Origin of the sequence: Vulcanisaeta sp., from assembly GCF_049966235.1 — an archaeon.
GTDB classification, from domain to species: domain Archaea; phylum Thermoproteota; class Thermoprotei; order Thermoproteales; family Thermocladiaceae; genus Vulcanisaeta; species Vulcanisaeta moutnovskia.
Genome location: NZ_JBMFVA010000007.1, coordinates 56,287 through 81,587, shown reverse-complemented (window position 1 = coordinate 81,587; position 25,301 = coordinate 56,287). Strand labels below are relative to the sequence as shown.

Sequence of the window (25,301 nt, the reverse complement as noted above, 5' to 3'; positions counted from 1 at the left end):
AGTCATTAACCTGAGCCATAGCCAATTAAACAACTCAATGCATGGATTCTTTAAAAACCTTCCCATTTTATTAGAAAAAATTAAATAGAGTTCAGCGAAAGTTTCGGCTCACCCACCGGTTTTATTGAACCACCGAAATAATGGATAGGCTCGAGCCAACAAACCACCCATGAGCGGTGAGCACCATCAAGAATTGCTTGAGTAACCCCAACAAAACCATAGGCATTGTCTAAGCAACCCACGCATTAACCTGAATTTTTACCAGCAGGCGCCTATAGGAGCTGCGCGAACAAAATTCTACAAAACCTGAACAACCCCCAGAGGATTTTCGCAATTAGTGCGGGCCTACGCACGCACAGGCGCCCAATACCACAAGTTTTTTAAATTATCAATTTATTTTAAACCTCGATGAGCGGGGAAACATACTTAGAGGAGGTGTAACTACTATACCTTCCTCGCCCGTGCATTCGCGGACATTAAGAAATGACGTATTCACAGTATAGCATTCACTAGTTTTTGATAAAATCATCGTGATAAGTAATACCCAATCACTTTTTGATGGATTTCAATCTCTATTAATTATTCACTTATGTGTTTACGTAGTGCGAATAATATTCCCAGTGTTATTATTAGTACCATGAATGATGTTACGTATTCAAGGTTTGTTGGTAATACGAAGATACCGCCTCTCTTAAGACCTGATAGGAGCATTCTGTATGCTAGGTATGAGAATATTGAGAGTAGTAGTATTTTTATTGTGGATCCCCTGGCCCTGGGTAGTATGTGTGTTGATATGTTTGCACCAATGACGATCCCAACCACGGAAGCCATGGCCATGAATGGCTGTATATAACCAAAGAACCAGTAGAGCGTTCCACTGGTTGCAGCCGTAACCCCCACTATTAGATTACTGGTTGCTGAGGCAACCTTTATCGGCAGTTCCGCGGCCCAGTACAGGGCTAGCATGTTTATTGGCCCACCTCCAATCCCAAGGAGACCCGATATCACGCCTCCAAATAGCATTACTCCCCATGCCTTGAGTAAATTGCTTCTTCGTATTCCATAGTTCACATAAACCTTTAATGCTTGGTCCAGGTAGGACCCGGTGACTACGTAGGAATCCTTTACGTCTACTGGTAACGCTGTTAACACGTGCTGCCTGGGTTTTGCCACGAGTACCATGGCCATGTACATAATACCACTAAACACTAGGTAGAGAATCCAGTTATAGCCTGAGCTTATTATGTGGTAAGCCATCAATGATCCTATTATGGCTCCGGTGGTGCCTGCGGAGGATAATGCTATAAACACCCTAGTGTTTGGTAAGCCCATTCTTAGGAACCTGGAGCCAGCCATTATTGATGTGGATATTGCGGATACAAGACTAATGCCGGCGGAGTACTGTATTGGTAGGTTTAGTAATATTGTTAATAATGGCGTTAGTATAACGGCCCCACCAAGCCCAAGTAGTCCACCGAGCATGCCGGCTCCTAATCCACAAACTGCTATTAATCCCAGGGTTGCCAGGGCTTGAGTAACTACGTACATTTTAATCGCCTCATTTATGGAGTACTATTATTGGGAGCACGAATATTGCAAGGAATAAGTTAACCAGCGTTATTGCTGCAAGCACCGTATATAATATATCCCTCTCCATGGCAAACCTAGCGAGGTTTAGTGCAACCATTATCACTGGTATTGCTATTAAGACCAATAACCCTGTTAGCATTAGGCTTAGCCCATCAAGCCTTAAATCACCAGCAACAACGCTCATTATTGATATTGCTGATGTATCAACATGGCCGTTGGGATCAATAATCCTATTAAGCGGCATTCCTAATCCGCCACCATGAACAAAGACGAGAACGAGACCCAGGATTAGTAGTGCGATGCTTATGAAGACGCCATACTTAAGGAGATTACTCGTTATATTTATGAACTTAAGTTCAGTCCTTCCCGGATTCTCCTGCTGAGCCTGGTAAATACTTAGCGTCATGTCTTGAGTTTCCTGGTACTTATACGTGAATACAAAGTAGAGGGAAATTATTATTATTGATGCGAATATTGCAGCCATTATGTTTCTCTCCATTGATGTTATTGGCAATATACCCTCCCTACCGAGGCCCCTGAGAACCATCCTAAAGCCTAGATAAGCTAATATCGATACGAAGACCCACCTGATCTGCCTATTGGTCACGTACATAAGCATCCTCGTACCAATCCTCGAACCTAGCAGAACCCCGATTGCCGTGCATGCGGCTATGAATGGGCTTATGTACCCAAAGAACCAATACAGCGAGCCACTGGTTGCCGCCGTTACTCCTATCATGAAGTTGCTCGTTGTTGTGCTCACCTTCATGGGTAGGTTCATGCCCCAGTCCATCCCGAGGACTTTAAGCGCGCCACTACCAATACCCAACAAACCACTAATAAAACCCGCAAAGAACATTATCAATTCGCCGAGCCACCAACGAACACCCCAATACTTATACCAAATCTTTAGTGCTGGATCATAGCACACCCCATAGAGCTTAAAGACCTTAGTTGTTCGATCTGGATTCCTTGGCGGTGGAAGTTCGCAAGTGCTTCTCTGTACGGTGGGTACTATTGATGCCAGCAGGACAACGCCGAATATTACGTATATGACCCAGGTAAGGCCGTGTGCATATACGAAATTTGCTGTTAGTGAGCCTATTATTGCACCCGTGGTTGTTGCAGTGACTAGGCTAATGCCTATCCTATCATTAGCTAGTCTCTTCTTAACGTACACGCTGGCTGAGCCAGCCGATGTGGATATTGTTGATATTAACGCGGAGCCCGTGGCATATATTATTGGTATACTTAGGAATAGTGTTAGTACTGGTGTCAAGACAACGCCTCCACCAAGCCCAGCCAAGGCACCGAGTAAACCAGCTACAATACCTGCAATTATGAACTCCAGCATTTTCAATAGATCAAATATTACGGTGATCATCAGTCAAAAACTTGACTTCACGATATATAAACATTATTACACGATACAATACACTAAACGAGAAATAATTTAGTAATTATATCGTAAATAAATGAATATTTTTAACATAATAACATATTTTTATTAATAAATATTTATAAATGACTAATAATTAAGGAAACTGAATATAAAAATATACAATTGTTTTAATGGTGTATAATAATTAGCGTTACCTTGATATACCTAACCTGCCAAGCATTAATTTAGCTCTATCATTAATTGCAAAATTAACAAATAAGCAATAGAGTGCTACCGCCGCGAATTCCTGCCAGGTTATTGGTGTTAATAAATGACCCCATGGACCCGGCAATCCCGTTAATGCTATAAACGCTACCACAACCATATCTATTACTGATGCTATTGTTAGCCACTTACCTGGTCTTGATACCCAGAATGGCCCTCTCTCCCTAACTATGAATGGTGTTAGTACTCCCATGTACATAATCGCCGTGAAGTAATACGTATGTAACACATGTACGTTGCCTATGTGGAAGTAATCAAGAGCTAGGAACAATAGACCGAACATCTCGGCTACAGTAAATATCCCAAGTCCAACACCTAACTTTACAAGTTTAGGTACGTCCCACTTCTCCGGCGTTGGTGAGCCTTTGGCATTATCCGTGGATAAGGATATGGTCACGAAATCAATCAAAAATAGGAAAAGCGTTACGTCAAGCGCAGAGACTGCATATATTGGGTTGTGCCAAAATAGAGCTGAGATTATGAAGGCCAGGGTTACGAAAACAGCTATTTCAAATGTTTTAACAACCTTATTGAGTATCCATGTGATGATCCTCTGGAATGTTGACCTGCCAATCCTAACGAGCTCCACAATACCCGAAAGTCCCTCAACAGTCAGAACAACACTAGCCGCCGCCTTAGCCACATCAGTCGCGTTACTAACGGCTATACCAACCTCGGCCTGTTTAAGGGCTGGTGAGTCATTAACACCATCACCAGTCATACCAACTATTTGCCTACTTGCCTGCAGGCTTTTCACGATGAAGTACTTATCCTCCGGGTAAATCTCAGCAAATACATCAGCCTCCTCAGCAAGTTTAGCTGCCTTCTGCGGTTCTTTCTCAAGTAATTCCTTTAGTTCTTTACCGGACATCACATTCTCGCCAAGGCCGATGATCTTAGCTATTTCCCTGGCAATGGGCTTAGCATCACCGGTCAGCATCTTAACCCTAACACCCAAATTCCTAAGCTCCTGGATTAGCTTAGGAGTGTCCTCTCTAGGTATGTCATATAATGCCACGAGGCCAACCATCTCCCAGTGATCACCATCCTCAGACTTAGCCACACCCAGCGTCCTATAGCCACTTGCCGCAAAGGAATTCATAATACTTTCAACATCCTCACCCAACTTTATCCTGCATAAATCCTCAGCTAATGTCCTAACGGCACCCTTAGTAACCCTAAATATGCGACCACCATTATTTCTATCCACAACCAAGGCCTCTGTGCGCCTCGTTGATGGATCAAAGGGCTTGAACTCCTTAACCTCGAAATCATTAATTAGTAATTTTCTTTCCTTCGCAGCCCTTATGAAGGCCAGGTCTATTGGGTCTTGATTAGCCTCTTGACTCGCTAATGCACCATAAAGTAATACTTCATTCTCAGAGTAACCTTTCATGGGAACAACATGAGTAACTGTTAACCTATTGTAGGTTAGGGTTCCCGTCTTATCCGCGCATAATACTGTCATAGATGCTGAGTCCTCAACGGCACTGAGCTTCGTTATTAATGCACCCTTCCTAGCCATTTCCTGAGCTCCAACGGCCATGGTTACCGTGAACATGGCGGGTAGCGCAACTGGTACTGCGAATACGATTAGCATTATTGCCAGGGGCAGTACGTAGTCCGCCAGAAACATTAGACTGTGTAGGTAGAAGTAGGTTAATGGGAACATGACTATTACGAGAATGGAAACCATAATTAGCAAGGCCGAGACGACTTTAGATATTATCTCTTCCATATGTAACTTAGGCCTAGCTGTTTGAACTAGTTGTACTGTCTTTCCAAAGTACGTATTTAACCCAGTCCTAACAACCACGGCAGTAGCCTCTCCCCTCCTGAGAATGGACCCGGAGTACATTACATCACCCTTCCTCTTAATCACAGGCATGCTCTCCCCAGTGAGTGCTGATTGGTCGACCTCAACCTCCTCACTGGTTATTATCTTAGCATCAGCGGGCACTATATCACCAGCCCTAATTCTAATTATATCACCAGGGACTAAGAACCTCGCTGGTAATGCCTGCCAAACACCATTCCTAAGTACCCTAGCCATAACCTGAAGTCTCTGCTTAAGTAATTCAACTGCCCTTGCAGCGTGCTCCTCATGGATAAAACCAATTAATGCATTAACAACAAGCAAAGCAGCGATTATGTAAGCATCAACAAGCCTGGCCGGATCTATTGTTAAACCAAGGATTATGCAGACAATCATCGCTGCCTCAAGCATCCATGCAGTGAATCCCCAGAACTTCTTAGCAAACTTCTTGGCTGGGTGTTCCTTCTTCTCGGGTACCTCGTTATAGCCATACCTCTTGGCCCTCTCGTTAACCTCAGCATCACTAAGCCCTGTATTTGCATTTGTGTTTAATTCCCGTAAAACTTCCTCCACGGAAATAGTCTCATAATTACGAGACTTCTCGGGCAACATAATAAAGTACATTTTCGCTATTACGAAGACTTATAAACTTTATTCCACATTATGGAAATAAAATTAATATAAAATTCAATATAAATGAAAACTATTATATAATAATAATATGAAATTATTCAGAAGAATTTAGTTTAGCTCAATTTAATTAATGTATTCATTAATGATACATCTTTAAAGAGTCCTAGGTAGAAGTAGTCTTCATTAGCCTCAACAACCGTTAAATGCTCATTTAGTGAGAGCTTTTTTAGTATTTCATTAACAATGAAGTATTGAGTATATGAAGGCCTTCTTAATTCATGATTAAGAACCCACATTCTCACTCCATTATAGAAATCCATAATCGACGCAATTATGTGTTTTGATAATTCATTAAGAGCTTTATCGACCTCCCTATCATCCCTAAACTCCCGTTTAAATAAATTAATTACGGCACTATTACCTATGATTTCATCGTAGGCCCATGCTACATGGTCAAGAACATGCCTACATATAAAGTAATCATTAAAGAATCTTAAGGTCCTAATTATTAAATCGATATAATTAGTGACTAATAAATCCTTATTCTTAGCCTTTCCTACTCTCTTACCAAGGCTTAACTCATCACTTTCATGCATCTCAAGATAATCCTTAATGCGCACTACTGAATGACTAATAACCGCTAAGTCAATTATGTATGCCACAGGAATAATCATACCATTCTCTATCCTTACTAGTTGATTTACGGGAATAATATGGATTTTAACAAATAAGTCAGCTCTCTCCCTAATCAATGAGTTGGGCTCAAATAGCCTAACCTTACTTATTGCATTATCAATAACCTTGTTTATTGCATTAATACTATTCACAATAATACCTAGGTAGAAGTGAATTTTAATGCTATTCCACGATATATGTAAAATACATTTCGATAAAGGTGATATGCATAGTTATGTTAAACCCACGTATATGCAATCATTATCTACCTTTAATAATATAAATATCTTATTATTTATATCCTTAAGGAATTTTTCAATTAATGAACGCTCTATCGAAGTACTTCTTTTTAGTGTATAATTAATTAAGTCACAAATTATTAAATTAAAGATATCATTTAATACCTTTACTATGGATTTTTCCTTAACTCTATAATCATTAATTAACCTTTTAATTAAATAATCATTAGTTAACGAATTGTAAGCCCATATTAAATAATTAAGTATGTCATTACACACGAAATATCCATAAAATAGAGTTAGTAACTTTATCTTATAATCAAGGTAAAGGTTCATTAGTGATTGATACTTGTTCTTTAATTGAATCTTACATGGCATGATGTCACTTAATAGTATTGATGTATCTTTAAGGACTAATCTCTCCATTACGTTAATCTTAATTTTTACATCATCATTAATTATGATGAATGATTCAAGAGGGACTATGTGAGCCTTAATAAATAATTCAGCGTTTTCTCTAACCCTGCTATTTGGGTCATAATTACTAGCCAGTTCTATAGCATTATTAACTATGTTACTAAGTTCGTTAGGTAGCTTGAGTTTTATGCATTGCTTCTTCATTATTTATCATTATCAGTCTTATAATTATGAGATTTAAGGTTAATTCCACGTGAAATAAGCGTTTTTAACTTCGGCCGTTGAAAAATAGTGATGCTAACTAGTATTGGAATCGATGTAGTACACCTAATGATACTGAAGTTAATACTTCATACAATTCGTGAGACTGCAAGAGAGGAGGATCCATTCCCACTATGGGCATCATTAACAGGACATGTTAGTAAGGCAACGTTCTATAGGAAAGTCTCTGAGTTGGAAATGATGGGCTTATTAGAGAGGGTAAGTAGGAATAAGTACTTGATAAGTATAGGTGGGTATCTACTACTTCTTTTCGCGTATTTCATGCGTGTTGATGGTGTAAATGAGGATACCGCCCAATTGGCAATTAGGGCTATTAAGGGTAATTGGGGTTTAATTGAATTTAATGATTATGAGATTGAAAGTTACGTAAGACTACTTTATCTGAGTAGCAAAGGGAGACCTAGTAATGAGCTTTTAATGCTATATCAGGAATTTCCTAAAAACGTTCTATTTATCCTACCTGATAATCTTAAATCAATAGCATCCAATTCATTATATGAAATGTTAATTGATAAATATGGTGATATAAATACCGTTAGTAAGGCAAGGAGAGTTATTGTAAAGGCATTAATTGATTATTTTCCAACTACTCTCGTTAATGGGTGCAGGTCAGTAGCAATTATGGATGGCAATAAAGTAAAGGCATTAGCCATGCAGTGCGGTAACGAGTATATACTTAATTAAACTAGGACCTGGCCTTATTGATCAAGATTCTTCTAAGCATCCTACCAATTACATCATAAGTATCTGGGTGAATGTGTAGGTAATGAGCGTAGGCATTATTTATTTGAAAACCGTCAAAGCCATGAATACCAACTCCTCTTTCATATTTAATAACGAATTCATAATTACCACGCAATATTAATGAGGAGTAATGAAACTCATGACCCATTAAAACAGTACCTGCATCACCAATCACAGAATCCCTAATCACCCTAGCCCTCGCATAGCCATACCACATGGGCTTTCTATGCATTATTGTTATAGCGTCTATGGCACCCACCATCTCGTATTCCTCGTTATTATAAATAATTGAGTCCGTTAAATACATTAAACCACCACATTCAGCGTATAGGTGTTTTCCTGAATCTATGAACCTACGTATGTCGGACTTAAGCGACCTATTCCTCTCAAGGGATTCTCCATAAACCTCAGGAAAACCACCACCAATTAATAATAGGTCTAGATCACCAAGTTCCTGGTCAACCTCAGGATCAATGAACTTAATATTATTCGTAAATGTTTGAATTCTCTCTATGGTTTCTGGGTAATAGAATGTAAACACTCTCCCACCTAATATACCCACTCTTACCTCATTACTTATTATTTTAGATGTATCTAAGCTTACGTAATTCCTCACTTCAAGGGGTTCCGAGTATTCCCTGGCAACCCTAACAACCTTATCAATATCTATAAATTTCGACACGTCCTTAAACACCTCAATTAAACGCTGCTTATTAATTTCCTCAGCATGAATCAAGCCTAAATGCCTATATTGCATTATACTCTCTAAATTATCATTCCTCGGTATATAACCCAGAAAAATCAAACCTTCATCCTCAACGGCAATCCTTAACTTCTCTAATTGTCTTTGATTAACGTTAGTTACTACGGCACCCGCTATCCTCACGTCACTATCAAAGTCCTTTAATCCCCTAATTATTGCTCTCACCGTTCTATTAATCCTCTCCCCATTAATGACAAGAACAATAGGTGCCTTAAGAAGCTTAGCAATCTGAGCGGTGCTACCCACTTCGCTAATGCCATCGATGCTGTCATAAAGCCCTGAGACACCCTCAACGATTGCAATGTCCGAATTCAGGGAGTACTTGTAAAACCTTGAAATGACCTTATCACCCATTAATACGTAATCAAGGTTCCTACTCAATGTATTAGTGACCGCAAGGTGATAACTTGGATCTATATAATCAGGACCAACCTTAAATAGAGATACCTTGAATCCTGCCCTAATCAATGCATAAGACAACGCTAATGTGGCCGTTGTCTTACCATTCTTACCCTTATACGATGCTATGATGAGCCTAGGTATCGTAATTTCCATAATTATCACGTCTTATTATAAATATTAATGATGGAGGTTTTACATTAAGTTCATCAATAACTGGATCATTAACATCTAGTCTACGTGCTTCTTCATCAGGATACGTAACCCTACTAATCACTATTACGTCATTCCTTTCACTGAATTTACGTATTAACTCCTTCGCAATCCTTGTTCCCATAAATATGATCTTAATGTCGGATTCAACATCATAATCAATGTCTGGATAGGCCATTAATGTAACTATGCCCTTTAATTCAACCATGAATCTGGCGGCCGCGGCTGTAAAACTACTAACTCCCGGTACTATCTCGCAGGGAATACCATTACGTATGGACTCTTTACAAATCTCAACTCCTCTGCCAAAGATCACTGGATCACCGTTCTTAAGGAAAACAACATTAAGACCTCTCCTGGCCAGCTCTATTGCTTTGATTATGTATTCCCTATGGGCATCACCCCTAACATGACCCATATATATCCTTTCAGCCTTTGGTGCATACATACTTATTATCTCCTCATTGACTAATGAACCGTAAAAGACAATATCCGCCTTATTCAGTATCTTAATGGCCTTTACAGTAATTAATTCAGGATCCCAGGGACCTACTCCAACGACATAAATCGAAATAACAATCACCCTATACCTTATATTGTATTATGATGATTAAATAATTATTACACATAGCACGTAAAACTCTATGATAATTCACAATATCTAGGTAAATCTTAACTTCCTAATTTCGTTAAATAAAATACATTTACAGGAACCATATGGTATGGGTACATTCATACACGACTTTTCGCAAAGCTTACACATATAGACGTACATATTTCCATCAAGGTCTATGCTCACAACAAATTTCTCATTACCTACTAATAATGATGATTTCGTAACTATGTTACCATCAATAATTAATCTACTAATTAAGTAATGCGTGGCAATATTAATTGTATCATTTAACTCATCATTACTAAGAAAATGTCTCAATTGGTCTCTATGCTCAAGTATCGAAATCATTATGGTCTTAGGATCCTCAATAACCTTTATCATGTCATTATTGAGATTAAGCATTATCATTAATGCCTTCATGATTTTCATGATTCTTTGGCAGCAATAATTTCTTAATCGCCATTTTCTGCATATCTTGCTTAAGATAATGCTTGAATCGCCTATGCAGTTAAGGGCTAGGCATGTTAGTAATCCCTTGACTGTGGATTCATAGATATACTTTTCATTATTTGAGCCGTATCCATTTAATGGTCGTATTAATCCATATTGCATCATTTTTCTAGCCTTCTTATATACTGTTGATATTGCAAATCTAGTATTCTTAGAAACTCTGTATAGTGTTATTGGCTCATTATAAATTATATACGTTAATAGTTCCTTCATTGTATCATCAACATCCATATTCAAAGCCATAGTAAACTGATTAGGTGAATACGGAATTTCATAGTCCATTATGGCTTCTTTCATTAATGCTTTATTCATTAAATATGATTGATATTCAACTGAATAAATACAATTTTATCAGTGCATAAAATGCATTAAATAAGCGTCTTTATAAGTTACCATGATTATGATCCTTCTCAGTTCAATCTTTCTTAGTTTCTAAAATGCATGTCACCACATCAATACTGATATTAACATCATTACCATATAAATTGTTTATTTCCACGAGATAAATACCTGAATTCATTCTCTGTGTCCATACCACATTACTTATATCGAAATAGCCAACCAATGTTATGTCTTCAGCATAATAAGCATTATCACTTACTGGTTCACCAACTCTCTTTATGAGTAGAGTCACATTACCTGAGCTAGTTGATATGGCTATTATTGATATACCTATGAAGCCCATGGGAACCATTATTGGGCAATATATTGACTCGTGTCTACGCAATTGAAAACCCACTAACCTACAGGAGCTTATTACCGAGAGGAATTGCCTAACATCCTCTCTCGTTGATGTAACTAGTGGGTTTTCGGAAAGTATTTGTGCAATTATCCTGGCTATTTCCTTAGCCTCACTTAGTGGTAAATGCCTTCTCTTTAATTCATTAACGCATACCCTTACTTTATTAAGTTGTTCGTCAGTAAGTTCAATTCCTAAATTCCTAAGCTCTAATCTTAGCACCTTAATAAATTCCGTTTCATAATCATGAAACATAATAAAGAACCCATAAATAAGAACTAATCAAAAGATGTTTTAAATAGAAACCATAGACATTACTTCTCCTCAGGCAAGGTTGGTGGTGGCAAGTACTCCTCCTCCTTAGCCGCCAACTCCTTAACCCTGCTGAGTCTCTCTGGCTTCAATAATTCACCAAAGATCTCTTTACTAACACTCCTTAATTGGGCAATCACCTCAAAGAGTTCTCTCTTAAAGGCAACAGGTGTCTCTTCAATGAATCCTCTAGCGTCGATTCTAGCCCTCGGAAACTCCTTTAATATCCTCTGAGCTATATCATCAGGAACCTCAAGCTCAATTACCTTTAAATAACCACCATATAGATCCTTAACTAATCTCTCTAATGGAGTTCCCTTAATCCTTTCAAGCCTTGCCCTATCCAGTATTACGGAGATCTTGTAGGGCATCTCTATCACCTCTTCATTGGTACATCCATTGGTGGTACATCGGCCTCAAGCTCCCTCTCTTTTAACTCAAGGTATTTCTTATTAACGAATGGGTAGCCGTAAACCCTCCACCACTTAACAATTACTCTATAAACCTCAGGTCTGAAGATTATGGGTGGTGGTTCAATACCCTCTGCGATTAATCCTCTAATGAAACTGCCACTGAATCTCTGGGCAATGTCTGTGTGAGCGCACGTGTCACTATACGCTATCTCGCCACACTTCGGGCAGTACCAGAACTCCTTAATATTGACTGGCCTAATCTTAAGCCCCTTGTCCAGGTCGTAGGGAGGCGCATTTAGTCCGAAGCTCGGTATACCCTTTTCCCAAAGTATCTGTGTTGCGTATGGGTCGTAGTAATCACCGACAGCCGCATGATCCCTACCAAACATGTGATGTGTACAACCCATGTTCTGCCTAATTATACCGTGAAGTAGTGACTCGAGTGGGTTACCATACCTCATATCCCATAGGGTGAAGGTAACGATATGTCTCTTCGGGCTTATATAGCCATACTTATTAAGTGCTTCATGTCCCTCGAGTATTGCCTCATCAATGAAATCCCCAAGTCTCTTGGCACCGATTATTGCATTAACTAATATTCCATGGCACGGCTCAATATCCCCAAGGTAGGCTGCATTCTTCATTAAATGCTCATGACCAGTGTGCGGTACATTCCTAGTCTGGTGGGCGATTACGGTCCTCCAACCCCTCCTCTGCATCTCTTCACGTGACCTAGCCGGTGGGTACCAGAACCTGTTATATGGATCCTTAAACACTGGTTCATTAATCACGTATACCTTACCAGCTAACGCAATACCCGTCATACTCCTGTATATTAACCAACCTGGATGTTTCTCGTCGAACTTCCTCTTAACAACCTCTGGATTTCTCTCAGGAGTTCCAAATGTCCTATCAGCCAAATCCTTCGGATCAAAATTCCATATCTCCTCAACATTAAGTATCGCAAATGGCTGGCCCTTAAGCCTCAATAACAACCTATCACCCTCTTTTACACTAAGTTTCTTCAAGTCATCTTCACTAATATCGAATATTATTGGAAATGGGAACAACCAACCATCAAGAAGTCTCCTCTCCTTAAGCACACTCTCAACCTCATTCCTAGTCATGAACCTATTCAGTGGGCTGAAGAAGCCGTAGGCAATGGACATTATTTCCCTATACACATTCCTAATTGGTAAGCCGCTCACTGGATCCCTAGTGGCCTTTAAATCATAGGGTATCGCACCAATAGCCATACTAATTGCCTTATCCTTATCCCTAATTACTGCATCCACGAGTTTACCCCCATGTGGGGGTGGTGTGTTTATCTTGAGACTCATGCTGATCACCTCATGGAAACTCTATTATGTGAATCACAGGTACTTTCCATAACTCCCACTGTCCAGTCTTCGCATCATACCTTGAATTAACGAATACATGCCAATTATCATCATCCAGCGCCGGGTAGTCCGACCTAACGTAGTAACCAGGCCACCTGGTCTCCTTCCTAAATAGCATGTGCCTAATCACGGCCTCCGCAGTCAGTATCCTGTGCCAAAGCTCCCAAACCCTCATTAATTCATGCCAATCCTGGGCAGCAGCATAATTCATGAAGTCCTCCTTAAGGAACTGCAGTAGTTCTAAACCCCTGTTGAGCATAACTTCGTTGGTCATATAATAATTGGACCAACCACCCGCGCATTCATCCATTATCTTCTGAAGTCTAAACAAGCCCTGCTTCCAAAACATCTTGGTTGGGTCTACTGGGTGCATGTAACTTGGCCCAGTAACAACATTGTACCTACCTCTCTGGTAACGCTCCAGTGGCTCCATCACCTTGGCTATTAATGAATCAACCTGGTCTCTATTCATATCTATCTTCTCGTCGCTGTGATCCATTACATAAAGTACGGCTGATTTACCTGCCAACCTACCCTCAGTAAATGAACCACTACTGAACTTGTGCGGATTAGCACCGCAAGCATCACCTGCGCAGAATAGGCCGTCCAGTGTCGTCATCCTATTATAACCCCAGTAATACTGGTATCCCCTATCGCCAGGCAGGCCATCAATCTTCTTGGGCGTTAGATCCTCAGGACCACTTGGCCACGCACCACATTCAGTGGCGTGACTACCCATTACGTAGGGTTCCGTGGTGATTACCTCGTAAGGTCTCTCTGATGGTTCATGGTTCTGTCCAGCCCATATGGCAACTTGGCTTATGGTCATGTCTAGGAAGTCCTCGTAAGCAATTGCCTCACTATCTGTACCCTTCTTCACTGTTTCCTCGGTCCTCATTAGGCTCGGTCCACGGCCAGCCATCCACTCAAGACGTTGGGCAAACACCCTGAGCGTTGTTGGTGTGATTGGTGAGTCAACATACTTACCCTTACCACCGTATAACTTCCTTATCTCATCAACATGAGGCTTCCAGAAGTCTTGGCCATAGGCATTACTAATCCTTGTCTTAAGCAGTAATTGATAAGCACCCACTGGTCCGTAGCCATCCTTAAACCTTGGTACCACGAACCTGGCCTCCATCATTGTCATCACCGCGCCAGTCTCGATTAACATGCCATAGGAGGAAGCTGATGACCATGGTGGATACCAACTCCTGCCCAGTCCCTCACCCTGCGATCTGGGCCTATATATCTGTGATCCACCACCAGCAGCGAGTATTGTAGCTTTTGCTCTAAATACGTAGAACGTACCATCATTCACATTGAAACCTAGGGCACCAACAACCCTATTTGGATCGCTTGCGCTCTTTATTAGGTGGGTCACCATGATTCTGTTTAGTATGTTTTCATCACCAAGGGCCTTCCTTGCTGCCTCAGCAACTATTGGTTTGTAGGATTCTCCATGAATCATTATTTGCCACTTACCCTCCCTAACGTAACAGCCTGTCTTAGGCTCAGGCCATATTGGAAGTCCCCACTCATCAAATAAGTGAACTGTTGAGTCTACATGCCTCGCATAATCATAGACGAGGTCCTCCCTCACAATACCCATTAGGTCGCCTCTAACGTACTTAAGGTAATCCTCTACAGTATTCTCCTTGCACTTAAGGCCCAGGTACGTGTTTATCGCGGATAATCCCATCGCCACTGCACCACTCCTATTAATATTCGCCTTCTCGGCAAGTACCACCCTGCAATTCCTGCACCAGTACCTGGCCTCCCATGCGGCTCCTGCTCCAGCCATTCCGCCACCAATTATTAAGATATCAGCATCTACGTACCTAACCCTAGTCATACTCTCACCCCCTCACCTCAACCTTAACAACTTCTGGAACCTTCATCTTGGGTAATTCAACACCGAGTTTATTGCCACCAAGCTTTTCATGTTCACAGGACAGGTATGGAGTCCTCAGGAGCTCTTTAGATGGTTCTGGGTATTCATGTGGTGGCTTTATTGAGTTCCAGGGTGTGGTCCTTATTGGGAACACGAAATACTTAACAGTTCCATTCCTATACCTAATCGTCCAGTAAACTCTATTCGTCTTCTCATCCCTATAGACCTCAACGGCACCACCAAGTGGCGTGAAGTCCATGTAACCTCTTATCTGAACAGCACCCTGTGGACAGTGCTTAACGCAGTTATAGCACTCCCAGCAGGACTCTGGTTCTGCATTATAGGCCTTCCTACCGAGTATACCTGATTTTGTGAACTTCATTATGTGGCTTGGGCATACGTTAACGCAGTCCCCACAACCCGTACATTTAGCTGGAATTACGTAGGAGGGCATGTCCACCACCTCAGGACCTCACCTTAGTAGTATGACCTGGATGATGAGAATGCAGTGCTTTCTCTGCTAATTCACCGCTCCATGGACCAAGTAGCCTAGGCTCCACACCTTTCCAAGTCCTGTATCTATCGTATAATTGCCATATGTACATGTATATGGCGTGGCCAAACTTTGTCCAAGGCATTGTCGCGAACATCATCGCAACGAGAAATATATGTACACTAAACGCCGTGGCCAATGCATAGTAGTTGGTTGGAACCGTGAGTTCAACACCCATTATACCAAAACCACTTAGTGCAACAAAGAATGTAGTCCATAGGAAGAAATCCGTAACCGCAGGTTCACTTACTGATCTAGTGCCCTGCCACCTAATTGCCATCATGATTATAAAACCAATTACAATTAGGATACCGCCAACTGCCCCAGTTCCTATTACCGCATACGGACCTGTAGGGCCAAGCTTACCGCCTGGTATAAAGGCCACGAGACCTGGAACACCACTTGGCACCCACTCGTCATAGATAAAGCCTAGCGTTGTTGATATTGCGGCAAACACGAACCCCCACCAAACAAGTGCATGAGCGAGCGCCTTAACCTTGGGCTTGCTTAGGTATGTGGATTGTGTGTGGCAAGATGTCATGGGTGCACCATAGAATGGATATAGGAACGCCGTAATTAGCCCAGCAATAAATGCACCTGCTGAGCCCCAGTTCCTTGTGGGTCCCTTTATGGGCAACATACTATTTAAGTGTGATAGGGCTAGTATACCTCGATTTATTTCAATTGCGAAGCCAATCACCATCTCTATAACAAGTGCTATGGCGCCATATATTATCCACAAGTGTGGTATTGGTAAGTATAGCTCGAGCATCAGCATCATATTACTTTAGTTAAAAAAAGAATTATTTCACATAGATTGTGAAAGTTTATATGTTTACGAATAAATTATTATATATTACCACGAATATTAATAAATGTAATATTAATTCGGATTTTAATCAATGATAATATATAATAGTTTATTAATATTCATGGTAATATATAATAATTTTGGAATATATTATTAATATCCTAATTATTTTACTAGGTTTATCATATCTTTACTTAGTTCAGCGATTAATGGGCAATGATTATCGCATGATGCGTATGTTAGTATACAATTCTTATCACATAGTCTGCATATGTATACATATAGTATCTTGCTATTCTTATAGTATCCGATAAGGAATGAGTTATTACCAAGTATTATATCTGGCTTCTTATTATTCGACATGCTATTTATGATATTGCTAACTAGGTAGTAAATTGAGGTGTTCTTTACGTTTGTTACTGTATACTCATCAATTAGCTTGTTATTTATTATTGTATTATTGACGAGCGCACTTAATGCAGTTATCATTAGTGTGTCTATATTCTCAATTATCCTTAGATTTTCATTCTTAATTATGTATGGCAATACCGTGAGTATGGATACTAACCTGTAATTATTATAGTTTCTTAAATTCCATCTAATCTTAAGCTTATTTAGTACAATATCGTCATCAAGGCACTTATACGCTAGGCATGTTAGTAACCCCTTAACAGTAACTTCATATATATGCTTACCATTTGATTTACCATTCAATCCCATAGGTGTCAATAGGTTGTTCTTGACCATGTACTTAGCCTTCTTGTAAATAGATGAAATACTATATGGAGTTTCCCTGGAGACCCTGTATAATGTAACGGGACCCCTAATAATTATATATGCGAGCATATCACTCATTACATTATCATACTCAACATTCACAAGTCTCCGAAGTTCTACCCTAAGACTTTCAGGAACTAAACCTATGGAACTAACATCATTACTAGACTTCATTAATATCCACCTGTATTCATTTGCTATTAAGTCGTTTGTTTAGTGCAAAAATTGCATAGAGAATGAACAAAATGTAAATAGTTATTTTTCGGTTGAAAAGCATTAATTTCTATTTAGATGCATTTAAATAACTAGTGCTCTATAAACCAAGTCCATAAGCCCCGAATACTTAATCCCCTTCCCATACATCTTATTTAGGTAAGGAACAACATGACTGAGTTGCGCCTTGCAGATTGAACATGGCCTAATAACCCACTGTGCATCCTTCTTAAGTGCTTCTTCATACCAAAGCCTTGCATATTGCGTAACTAACGGTACTACCTCATCCGTTAGGTTCCCCCCTTGGCCTCCACAGCACCAGGTCCATGATCTATTATGTTCAGGGTCAACCCACCTCTTTGCAACATGACTTAGTATGAATCTCGGTTCCTCGGTCAAGTCCCCTCCTCTGGCATATTGACACGGATCTTGGTACATATAGACTATATCGCCATTAGCCTCAGGATTCAACTTTATTTTTCCTTCCCTTATGGCCTTCGCCACCAGGTGATGTATGTGCACCAGTTCTATCCCGTACTCCCTAAGCCTCGGCAACGTATAGTTCTTATGCGCCCTCCATGCATGTCCACACTCACCAGCAATTACAAGCTTTACGCCTAACTCCCTGGCAACATTGACGTACTTCTCAGCCAAGCCCTGCAAATGCTTAGGATGAAGGAACAGGCCAAAGTTGGCTGTCTCTGCAGCCTTCGTGCTCAATGTATAGTCTATGCCGATTGCATATAGGAATAGTAGATAACCCTTGAGGGTTTCCATGTTCATGAAATAATCAGCTGATGACGGTAGTAATAGGGCGTAGGCAGGTTCGTCAATCTTAACCTTAAGTTCAATACCTCTTTCCTGTTTGATTTCGTTAACCACGAAGTCGATTATGGACTTAACAGCTCCAGGAGTTAAATTCATGTTATTGCCGCTCTTCCAATGGGCATCTACTGTTAATGCCGTAAATCTAGATGCCATGCCTATCTCATAGAGTATCCCCCTTACTGCCCTTGTTACGTCAGTCTGCTCAACACCAAGCGGGCAGGCATAACCACACCTCCTGCATATAAGGCATAACCAGTAATACGTGTATATCTTCTTTATGTAATTCATGTCGATTTTCTTAACTGCACCAACAGCTCTACCAAACAATTTACCGCTAACCTTATCCGCCTTAATTACAGCCCTTATCAACTCAGCACGCCCAAGGGGTGAGTTATATGGATCACCAGTCGTTATGTATGTTGGACACGCATTTAGGCACTGCCCGCAGTGAACACATACGTCCACAGCCATCCTCACATTCTTATTATTCTCATACTCCTCAAGTAATCTTCTCCTGAAGTACTCAACCTTCTCCTCATCAGTGGTTACTTGCTGCCTAAATTTAATTGCCTCATGAAGCCTTGAGACCAGCTTCTCATCCGCCAAGTAATGCATGAAGTTAGATACATCACCCCACTTGAATGGTCTTTCCCTGAATACCTTGTCAAATGACATAGTTCATCACCTCACCTACGTGGTCTTCACCTTTATTGCTGGTCTTGCTATTGTTGGCATGAAGAGGAATGAGAATGGATGCATCATCTTGCTCCATGGGAAATATGCAATAAACACCATGGCAAGTAATGCATGTACCTGGAGTATTGGGTAGTTAATTATTGGTTGGATGTTTGGGTGAAGCGTAACCAGGGACCACATCCACCTACTGATTATGTCGACATAGGCTGGACTGTATGGTGTTATACCGAGTGTTTGATAAAGCCCTAGAACTATTATTGCCAGTAGTATTGCCACTGCGAAGTAATCATCGAGGAAGCTAAACATACGTAGAGGAATGCGTACCTTATATTCATTCATTACCCTTACAGTAATTGTTCTACCAGTGATTCTCCTTGCAATTAGGATCAATAACCCAATTAGTGCTATTGTACCTGCAGTACCACCAACATATAGTGCAATGACTTGGTGAAGACTTGGTGTTAATCCAAACCACTTTTCCAGGTATGTACCTGGGATTATTATGCCGAGATGCCCGATCAATGCAATCCAGATTCCCCAGTGGAATAGGAAGGATCCTATGAATAGTGACCAATCCCTATCCCTACCAGGTAATGTATAGAAAATGAAAATTCTTTTAAGAACCTCTATTGTTGTTGAACCCCATCCATCTCTATACAGGCAGACATTAACATTGTAAAGCCCCACTAATCCCTTTGCCGTGATCCACGTGACCACTCTATATATAATGCCCACTAAGAATATCACTACTACGGCATATGGAATGTATCCGTAGAGAACAAGGTAAAACTCGTTCATACTCTATTCGTAGTAGTCATCAAACATAAAAAATATTATTACACGTAGCATGTGCAAAATAATATTAAAAATAATGGGGAATTCATTAATTAATGAGTAGTGAAGGTGATAGGAAGAGGAACGAAATCTTGGAATTAGTAAATAAGGCCAGGAACTCCGGCTTCCTGGAGGAACTCAGCATTTCCGATGCTATTGATGATATAATGAAGTCGACAGGTGAGGAGGTTAATTTAATACTATATACCCAGGGTAGTGAACCGATATTGATAAATGCCGCTAGGGAGGAGGATTATGTGTCGCTTGCATTGCTTGACCTGGAGCTTGTTATGGATGTTAGCCTTAGGGAGTTTCCCAGTATTGTCCAGGTTTTTAATGATCTTGAGGAAATAACGACAAAGTTGGGTTATGAGCTTCATGGAGATAGATCGATTGCGCCATTTTTATTTCCCCTCAGACTTGATACCAATAATGAAAGAGCAGAGATTATTTGTGGTGTAAAGGCGGCTATTACTGAGGATCTATTTAATGAGAATTTCATGGAAGGTTTAATAGAGGATTTAGAGCTTAATTATATGATGTATCTATCAGAATTACTAAATAGTATTGAAACTACCAGGAGAAAATAATAGAACCCTTAGCAATTTCAAATAGATCCTTAGGTTCCGCAATTGATACACCGTCAATTAGCTCCTCCCTCTTAACGTTAAAGCCCTCCATGGCCACTTTGCATGCCATGATCTTAACATTACTCTTCATGGCATTCCTCAACATGTCCTTCGTGGTATTACTCAACTTCTCAAATACATTCCTCTTAGCCATAACCACTGAGTGAAGTGCTAGGTATATGAAGGCTTCATAGCCTAATGAGGAGGCAATCAACGCAAGCCTTAGTACTGCCTGGATTCGGTCCTCCTCAGAGGGAGACATTGTTGTGAAGAAAATTACCCTATCCTTATTCCTACTCATTAGTACTTACATTAATACTTAATTAATTGATTTTATTTCACATAAGCCATGTAAGCCACCTACATCTAGAATAGAGCTTCTTCATCATCTTGCTTTCTTACTTTGCCCATGAGACATTCCATGCATCGTAACGAAACCTTATAGATTATATTATCGGTATTAATTTCATTATTCATTAAACCGTAGCATTACACATCAATACATACCACCAAATAAGGGAGCCCACTAAAGCGCCGAGCTTTAAGTTACACTATGATCACTTCATTATTTGTTTTATGTACTGAGAAATATCACGTTCTATGTGTAATAAGCTTTTCAAAATAAATAGCCCTTACAATCTATGATAAGTTATGGGTACAGAGACTGCTCAAACGATAAGTGATTTGGAACGAGGCATGAAGATGCTTGAGTACCTTGAGAAGGGTCCCTGGCCTAGCTATGTCACAGAACTTAAGAAGACGAAGTATCCACTTGAGCCTTACGCCGAGGGCCTAGCCAGGAAGTACACCCCATGGCTTAGCGGATCATTCAGAGTTAGGTATGTATTCAGTGGAATATTGGCTAGAAGGAGTAGGGATGGTAAGTTCGTGGAAATTCACTTCAGGACCTATGCACCTGCCGGTAGGTTTTACTCAACCAGTTACTTGAGAAAGGTTGTTGAGGTCGCTAAGAGGTATGGGATAGGTTTGATGGAGTTTGGCGGTAACACTGGAGCGCTTGTTCTTAATATGATTGCTGAGAAGGCTGACGAGGCCGTGGATGCCATTAGGACCATAATGGGTAGTGATGTCGGTGGTTCAGGCGACACATTTAGAGAGTTTTATGCGTGTCCTGGACCAGCCCTATGTGAGTTCGCACTATACGATACATTACACGCCATGGACTACATCAGATCGCACCCGGCGTTTTACAGATATTTAAATACACAGATGTTCCCGTATAAAATAAAGTTCAAGTTCAGTGGTTGTCCAATGGATTGCGCCACAGCCAATTCTAGGGCTGATTTTGCATTAATCGGTACGTGGGTTGGTGCTCCTGAAATTGATCAAGGATTGTTCAGGAAGATGGTCGAGGAGGGTAAAATAAATCCAAAGGAGATCGTTAATTCATGTCCATCAAAGGCCATTACTTGGAATGAAGAAAAGAAGGAACTCAATATAGATGGATCCAAGTGCCTGAAAGCCATGAATTGCATCAGGAAAGCATTTCCTGCAATAAGGCCAGGCAAGAATAGAAAGATTGCATTACTCGTTGGTGCCCATGTTCAGGGACACTTCGGGCCTAAGCTCGCAAGAGCCGTTGCTTTGTTAGACTCAGTTGAGGAGGTTGTTCCATTTGCTACAGAATTAATTAATAAGTACATGGAGTTGGCGCCACGTAGACATAGGATAGGTGACATGATAATTAGGAGGGGCTTTAAGGTCATTAGTGAGGTTGCTGATAAGACTCTACCAAATAAGCCCAAGGGAACACCGTCATCGCATTTGAGGATTTCTATAGGGACTAATTTAACTGATGATGAGAGGAAAATGTATGAAAACTGGGCTAAACAAGTGATGAGTGAGTATTTCGGAGGTGGTTCTGGTTCGAGGTGATGCTCATGAGTCTCTCCATAACTCCTGAACCTAGGGATAGAATGAATAAGAGACTGCCAGTACCGTTCTCAACCCAATTACCTGAGGTTATTAGGAGCAATTATGGTAGGTGGATCGATAGAAAGTTCCATGGTAATGGGATCATTGAACACGTATCCGAGACTGGTGATAAGGTATTCACTGTTAAGGTTGGTTTACCACCAAATAGTAGGGTTAGTGTGGATACTCTTGAGAAATTTATAGAAATTGCTGATAAGTATGGCCTCGGTGTTGTTAGGGCAACTAGAGGCATGAATATTGAGTTCATAACTGATAGCCTTGATAAAGCGTTGAAAATTAAGGAAGAGGTCGAGAAGTTAGGCTTTCCAGTGGGAGGATGGGGAACATCACTGTGGCACATAACCTCCTGCACTGCCTACCTAACATGCACAACAGCGGTAGTTGATGCACCATCAATAACCCAGGTACTTTATAATAACCTAAAGCCGTACTTCACGGGCGAGGAAAAGTTACCGGCTAAGTTAATGGTCTTTGTGGCCGGTTGCACAAATGTGTGCGGTGGCACATTAGCTGGCGACATAGTTATTGTTGGACACTATGGACAAGCCCCAAAGCCCGACCCAGAGAGAATTAAGTTCTGTCTGCCATCTAGCACCGAGGCCCTTAAGAAGGCGGTGCCCGACGTGGCAGCTGTATGCCCTGTCGGTGCCATTAAGGTCTTTGGTAAGCCGGATGGATCAGTGGGCATTGAGGTTGATGAGAGGAAGTGCATAGCATGTGGCAGGTGTAAGAATGTCTGTGATTACTTTGATTGGGACCCCACGAAGATTGGTGTGGCGATATTCGTTGGCGGTAAGACAAGCAATACAGGGACAGGCCCAAGGTTGCCCTATAAGGTTATTCCATGGCTACCGGTTAATCCGCCCGAGTATAGGGAGATTGTGGCTGCTGTTAAGAAGATAATCGATGTATGGAGGAGAGAAGCCCAGCCTGGTGAAAGACTTGGTGATTATATTGATAGGATTAGTATTGATGAGTTTATGAGCAAGGTAGGTGTACCGAGGACTAGGCATAATAGGTGCGAGGAGGCTTCGTGGAACTTTGGCGTTAGGCAGTTCATAACGTATATGTAATTGATTATAGGGTAATTGATTTTGCTTAAAAATAAAATAATAATCCATTTTCATTCAATGGGTAAATAATGGTGATTCAATTTGATAAGCATAATCCTATCGCCATCTAGTGTTGAATACATGAAGTACTTAAGGGAGATTGCACAGCATTATGATGTTTTCATAGTTGAGGTTCCTGATGTTGAGGGTGTTAGGCGTTACTTAAATGGTGAGATTGACTTTGATCAGTTACTTTATGAAATTGAGTATTTTGATGTTAATTATGCCAGAGTATTCTATGGAGTACTAAAAGAGTTGAATAAAGGTGGTATTGAGGTAATACCAATTGATCCCTATGGATTGATTAGCATGAAAATTAGAATTAAGGCAATAACTGGTGGATTATCGAGCATATCAATAAGCAATGAGGAGGTGTACATAGCCTACATGGAGACCAAAATAGCCGAGGCCTACAGGGGTTATAACTCGGCATTATTTAGGAGGAGTTTTGATGATTCAGTGAGGTGGGTAATAAAGTATGCAAGGCTCGATACTGAGAGAATAAAGTTCAAGTCTGAATTAAGGGCTAGGGAGTTAACTAAGGTATTGGGTGCCTTTAGGGGCCGCGATATATTAATACATGCTGATCATTATAATGAAATCCTTGTGGAATACCTAGGCAGTAAGTTGATGTGTAGACCCAGCGTTATGAGACTTAATGATGTGGTTAGTAAAAGACTGGGGATTAGGACTCTTCATCATCCAGGACTTGTGCTAACCCATAATTACCTATATGGTATCACTATGGATGAGAATAAGGAGTACCTACTTGGTGCCCAGGCCCTGATTTACACAATACTGAAGATGAAGGTCCTTGGTGGAGCTGATAAGGACTTACTTGGGGATAGGGCTATATTGATCGATAATACATTAATCAGATTTGCCTATAATCTAAGTCTTAGTGAGGCAAGGAAGCTTTTTCATACGTTAATGGAGATACCAAAGGGTATATTTAGAGTTAAGTTAAGGAGGACTTAATTGTAAAAATTAATGAAATTTCACTTGCAACGTGTAATAACCCTTTTACACCATGCAGTACTTACAGTCCTGGGTGATTAAATGCCAGTCACGTGCCCAGGTGAGTATGAGGTTAATGGAAAGAAGGTAGTGTTAGATGAAGATTGCTTCCTGCAAAATCCTGAAATCTGGGATGAGAAAGTTGCCGAGTGGATGGCTAAGAATCTCGAAGGCGTACAACAAATGACCGAGAGACATTGGAAGGTGGTTAAGTACCTAAGGCAGTACTGGGAAACATATGGCGTATGTCCACCAATAAAGATGTTACTAAAGGAAACTGGAGAAACACTGGAGAGTATATACGAATTATTCCCAGACGGACCAGCTCACGGAGCATGCAAAGTAGCAGGAGCACCAAAACCAACAGGATGCGTATAACAAACGATAAAAATCTCTACACTTAACTTACTTAAAATCTCCTCCTTACAACCTAACTTACCTCATTAAACAGTTTGCTGACCGTTTTGTAAGGTTCCCTAATGAAATTGAGACCCTTCTTAAACATGATGATTAAGTCCCTTAATTCAATTAACAAAATGATTTTAATCTTAACG

General features: G+C 40.5%; 24 protein-coding genes. 6 read left to right on the top strand and 18 right to left on the bottom strand.

Going from position 1 to position 25,301, the window contains the following annotated elements; all coding sequences use genetic code 11:
* Positions 1–579 precede the first annotated feature (579 nt).
* The 5 genes from ACP5L5_RS06250 to ACP5L5_RS06230 all read right to left on the bottom strand — a co-directional run bounded on the left by ACP5L5_RS06250 (position 580) and on the right by ACP5L5_RS06230 (position 7,240).
* The gene (locus ACP5L5_RS06250; protein ID WP_428762412.1) at positions 580–1,548 is read right to left on the bottom strand and encodes a sulfite exporter TauE/SafE family protein; all 969 of its coding nucleotides are present in this window, start codon (positions 1,546–1,548) and stop codon (positions 580–582) included.
* 10 nt (positions 1,549–1,558) lie between these two features.
* Entirely contained in the window at positions 1,559–2,974 is a 1,416-nt protein-coding gene (locus ACP5L5_RS06245) for a TSUP family transporter (RefSeq protein WP_428762410.1), read from the bottom strand.
* Between the two features lie 208 nt (positions 2,975–3,182).
* On the bottom strand, positions 3,183–5,696 hold the full coding sequence (locus ACP5L5_RS06240; RefSeq protein ID WP_428762408.1) for a plasma-membrane proton-efflux P-type ATPase: 2,514 nt from the start codon (positions 5,694–5,696) through the stop codon (positions 3,183–3,185).
* A gap of 122 nt (positions 5,697–5,818) precedes the next feature.
* Positions 5,819–6,532: a hypothetical protein gene (locus tag ACP5L5_RS06235; RefSeq protein ID WP_428762406.1), complete on the bottom strand. Its 714-nt coding sequence runs from the start codon at positions 6,530–6,532 to the stop codon at positions 5,819–5,821.
* 81 nt (positions 6,533–6,613) lie between these two features.
* Positions 6,614–7,240 carry a hypothetical protein gene (locus ACP5L5_RS06230; RefSeq protein ID WP_428762405.1) on the bottom strand — a complete coding sequence of 209 codons (627 nt, stop codon included), beginning with the start codon at positions 7,238–7,240 and terminating at the stop codon, positions 6,614–6,616.
* A gap of 90 nt (positions 7,241–7,330) precedes the next feature.
* Here ACP5L5_RS06230 and ACP5L5_RS06225 point away from each other — a divergent pair, with 90 nt between their 5' ends.
* Positions 7,331–8,002: a hypothetical protein gene (locus tag ACP5L5_RS06225; RefSeq protein ID WP_148224633.1), complete on the top strand. Its 672-nt coding sequence runs from the start codon at positions 7,331–7,333 to the stop codon at positions 8,000–8,002.
* Between the two features lies 1 nt (position 8,003).
* Here ACP5L5_RS06225 and ACP5L5_RS06220 read toward each other — a convergent pair whose 3' ends face one another.
* From ACP5L5_RS06220 to ACP5L5_RS06165, 12 genes are all read right to left on the bottom strand, one after another.
* Positions 8,004–9,380 carry a cobyrinate a,c-diamide synthase gene (locus tag ACP5L5_RS06220; RefSeq protein WP_428762403.1) on the bottom strand — a complete coding sequence of 459 codons (1,377 nt, stop codon included), beginning with the start codon at positions 9,378–9,380 and terminating at the stop codon, positions 8,004–8,006.
* A complete protein-coding gene (locus ACP5L5_RS06215; protein WP_428762401.1) occupies positions 9,361–10,020 on the bottom strand; it encodes an SAM-dependent methyltransferase in 660 nt (219 codons plus the stop codon). The genes ACP5L5_RS06220 and ACP5L5_RS06215 overlap by 20 nt, the downstream gene beginning before the upstream one ends.
* A gap of 78 nt (positions 10,021–10,098) precedes the next feature.
* The gene (locus tag ACP5L5_RS06210) at positions 10,099–10,875 is read right to left on the bottom strand and encodes a hypothetical protein (protein WP_428762399.1); all 777 of its coding nucleotides are present in this window, start codon (positions 10,873–10,875) and stop codon (positions 10,099–10,101) included.
* A gap of 103 nt (positions 10,876–10,978) precedes the next feature.
* Complete coding sequence (locus ACP5L5_RS06205) at positions 10,979–11,557, bottom strand: hypothetical protein (protein WP_428762397.1); 579 nt, start codon at positions 11,555–11,557, stop codon at positions 10,979–10,981.
* A 59-nt stretch (positions 11,558–11,616) separates the two neighbouring features.
* The gene (locus ACP5L5_RS06200) at positions 11,617–11,985 is read right to left on the bottom strand and encodes a DUF6955 family protein (RefSeq protein ID WP_013603865.1); all 369 of its coding nucleotides are present in this window, start codon (positions 11,983–11,985) and stop codon (positions 11,617–11,619) included.
* A gap of 5 nt (positions 11,986–11,990) precedes the next feature.
* Positions 11,991–13,367, bottom strand: a complete 1,377-nt coding sequence (sat, locus tag ACP5L5_RS06195; RefSeq protein ID WP_428762396.1) for a sulfate adenylyltransferase — start codon at positions 13,365–13,367, stop codon at positions 11,991–11,993.
* Positions 13,368–13,377: 10 nt separating this feature from the next.
* Complete coding sequence (aprA, locus tag ACP5L5_RS06190; RefSeq protein WP_428762394.1) at positions 13,378–15,282, bottom strand: adenylyl-sulfate reductase subunit alpha; 1,905 nt, start codon at positions 15,280–15,282, stop codon at positions 13,378–13,380.
* 4 nt (positions 15,283–15,286) lie between these two features.
* Positions 15,287–15,775 (bottom strand): adenylyl-sulfate reductase subunit beta, encoded by a 489-nt coding sequence (aprB, locus tag ACP5L5_RS06185; protein WP_048057135.1) that lies wholly within the window; start codon positions 15,773–15,775, stop codon positions 15,287–15,289.
* 10 nt (positions 15,776–15,785) lie between these two features.
* Positions 15,786–16,646 carry a hypothetical protein gene (locus tag ACP5L5_RS06180; protein WP_013603869.1) on the bottom strand — a complete coding sequence of 287 codons (861 nt, stop codon included), beginning with the start codon at positions 16,644–16,646 and terminating at the stop codon, positions 15,786–15,788.
* Positions 16,647–16,850: 204 nt separating this feature from the next.
* Positions 16,851–17,636 carry a hypothetical protein gene (locus tag ACP5L5_RS06175; protein ID WP_013603870.1) on the bottom strand — a complete coding sequence of 262 codons (786 nt, stop codon included), beginning with the start codon at positions 17,634–17,636 and terminating at the stop codon, positions 16,851–16,853.
* A 123-nt stretch (positions 17,637–17,759) separates the two neighbouring features.
* Positions 17,760–19,178, bottom strand: coding sequence for a (Fe-S)-binding protein (locus ACP5L5_RS06170; protein WP_428762391.1), 1,419 nt, complete (start codon positions 19,176–19,178; stop codon positions 17,760–17,762).
* A 15-nt stretch (positions 19,179–19,193) separates the two neighbouring features.
* Positions 19,194–19,997, bottom strand: coding sequence for a respiratory nitrate reductase subunit gamma (locus ACP5L5_RS06165; RefSeq protein WP_428762389.1), 804 nt, complete (start codon positions 19,995–19,997; stop codon positions 19,194–19,196).
* A gap of 92 nt (positions 19,998–20,089) precedes the next feature.
* Between ACP5L5_RS06165 and ACP5L5_RS06160 the strand changes: the two genes are divergently transcribed.
* Entirely contained in the window at positions 20,090–20,623 is a 534-nt protein-coding gene (locus tag ACP5L5_RS06160) for a hypothetical protein (RefSeq protein WP_428762387.1), read from the top strand.
* Here the strand turns inward: ACP5L5_RS06160 and ACP5L5_RS06155 are convergent.
* Positions 20,607–20,963 (bottom strand): DsrE/DsrF/DrsH-like family protein, encoded by a 357-nt coding sequence (locus ACP5L5_RS06155; protein WP_428762385.1) that lies wholly within the window; start codon positions 20,961–20,963, stop codon positions 20,607–20,609. The genes ACP5L5_RS06160 and ACP5L5_RS06155 overlap by 17 nt on opposite strands.
* Before the next feature lie 350 nt (positions 20,964–21,313).
* Here ACP5L5_RS06155 and ACP5L5_RS06150 point away from each other — a divergent pair, with 350 nt between their 5' ends.
* The 4 genes from ACP5L5_RS06150 (at position 21,314) to ACP5L5_RS06135 (ending at position 25,125) form a co-directional block, all read left to right on the top strand.
* Entirely contained in the window at positions 21,314–22,558 is a 1,245-nt protein-coding gene (locus tag ACP5L5_RS06150; protein WP_428762383.1) for a sulfite reductase, dissimilatory-type subunit alpha, read from the top strand.
* Positions 22,558–23,691, top strand: coding sequence for a dissimilatory-type sulfite reductase subunit beta (gene dsrB / locus ACP5L5_RS06145; RefSeq protein ID WP_428762381.1), 1,134 nt, complete (start codon positions 22,558–22,560; stop codon positions 23,689–23,691). Before ACP5L5_RS06150 ends, dsrB begins: the two co-directional genes overlap by 1 nt.
* Before the next feature lie 81 nt (positions 23,692–23,772).
* Positions 23,773–24,708 (top strand): hypothetical protein, encoded by a 936-nt coding sequence (locus ACP5L5_RS06140; RefSeq protein WP_428762380.1) that lies wholly within the window; start codon positions 23,773–23,775, stop codon positions 24,706–24,708.
* A gap of 81 nt (positions 24,709–24,789) precedes the next feature.
* On the top strand, positions 24,790–25,125 hold the full coding sequence (locus ACP5L5_RS06135; RefSeq protein WP_013603878.1) for a TusE/DsrC/DsvC family sulfur relay protein: 336 nt from the start codon (positions 24,790–24,792) through the stop codon (positions 25,123–25,125).
* Positions 25,126–25,301 lie beyond the last annotated feature (176 nt).

What these genes read in the sequence shown, in the direction of transcription:
- ACP5L5_RS06250 (WP_428762412.1), bottom strand. Translation starts at nt 1,548, where the DNA reads ATGTACGTAGTTACTCAAGCCCTGGCAACCCTGGGATTAATAGCAGTT.
- ACP5L5_RS06245 (WP_428762410.1), bottom strand. Translation starts at nt 2,974, where the DNA reads ATGATCACCGTAATATTTGATCTATTGAAAATGCTGGAGTTCATAATT.
- ACP5L5_RS06240 (WP_428762408.1), bottom strand. Translation starts at nt 5,696, where the DNA reads ATGTACTTTATTATGTTGCCCGAGAAGTCTCGTAATTATGAGACTATT.
- ACP5L5_RS06230 (WP_428762405.1), bottom strand. Translation starts at nt 7,240, where the DNA reads ATGAAGAAGCAATGCATAAAACTCAAGCTACCTAACGAACTTAGTAAC.
- ACP5L5_RS06225 (WP_148224633.1), top strand. Translation starts at nt 7,331, where the DNA reads ATGCTAACTAGTATTGGAATCGATGTAGTACACCTAATGATACTGAAG.
- ACP5L5_RS06220 (WP_428762403.1), bottom strand. Translation starts at nt 9,380, where the DNA reads ATGGAAATTACGATACCTAGGCTCATCATAGCATCGTATAAGGGTAAG.
- ACP5L5_RS06210 (WP_428762399.1), bottom strand. Translation starts at nt 10,875, where the DNA reads ATGAATAAAGCATTAATGAAAGAAGCCATAATGGACTATGAAATTCCG.
- ACP5L5_RS06205 (WP_428762397.1), bottom strand. Translation starts at nt 11,557, where the DNA reads ATGTTTCATGATTATGAAACGGAATTTATTAAGGTGCTAAGATTAGAG.
- ACP5L5_RS06200 (WP_013603865.1), bottom strand. Translation starts at nt 11,985, where the DNA reads ATGCCCTACAAGATCTCCGTAATACTGGATAGGGCAAGGCTTGAAAGG.
- sat (WP_428762396.1), bottom strand. Translation starts at nt 13,367, where the DNA reads ATGAGTCTCAAGATAAACACACCACCCCCACATGGGGGTAAACTCGTG.
- aprA (WP_428762394.1), bottom strand. Translation starts at nt 15,282, where the DNA reads ATGACTAGGGTTAGGTACGTAGATGCTGATATCTTAATAATTGGTGGC.
- aprB (WP_048057135.1), bottom strand. Translation starts at nt 15,775, where the DNA reads ATGCCCTCCTACGTAATTCCAGCTAAATGTACGGGTTGTGGGGACTGC.
- ACP5L5_RS06180 (WP_013603869.1), bottom strand. Translation starts at nt 16,646, where the DNA reads ATGCTCGAGCTATACTTACCAATACCACACTTGTGGATAATATATGGC.
- ACP5L5_RS06175 (WP_013603870.1), bottom strand. Translation starts at nt 17,636, where the DNA reads ATGAAGTCTAGTAATGATGTTAGTTCCATAGGTTTAGTTCCTGAAAGT.
- ACP5L5_RS06170 (WP_428762391.1), bottom strand. Translation starts at nt 19,178, where the DNA reads ATGTCATTTGACAAGGTATTCAGGGAAAGACCATTCAAGTGGGGTGAT.
- ACP5L5_RS06165 (WP_428762389.1), bottom strand. Translation starts at nt 19,997, where the DNA reads ATGAACGAGTTTTACCTTGTTCTCTACGGATACATTCCATATGCCGTA.
- ACP5L5_RS06160 (WP_428762387.1), top strand. Translation starts at nt 20,090, where the DNA reads ATGAGTAGTGAAGGTGATAGGAAGAGGAACGAAATCTTGGAATTAGTA.
- ACP5L5_RS06155 (WP_428762385.1), bottom strand. Translation starts at nt 20,963, where the DNA reads ATGAGTAGGAATAAGGATAGGGTAATTTTCTTCACAACAATGTCTCCC.
- ACP5L5_RS06150 (WP_428762383.1), top strand. Translation starts at nt 21,314, where the DNA reads ATGGGTACAGAGACTGCTCAAACGATAAGTGATTTGGAACGAGGCATG.
- dsrB (WP_428762381.1), top strand. Translation starts at nt 22,558, where the DNA reads ATGCTCATGAGTCTCTCCATAACTCCTGAACCTAGGGATAGAATGAAT.
- ACP5L5_RS06135 (WP_013603878.1), top strand. Translation starts at nt 24,790, where the DNA reads ATGCCAGTCACGTGCCCAGGTGAGTATGAGGTTAATGGAAAGAAGGTA.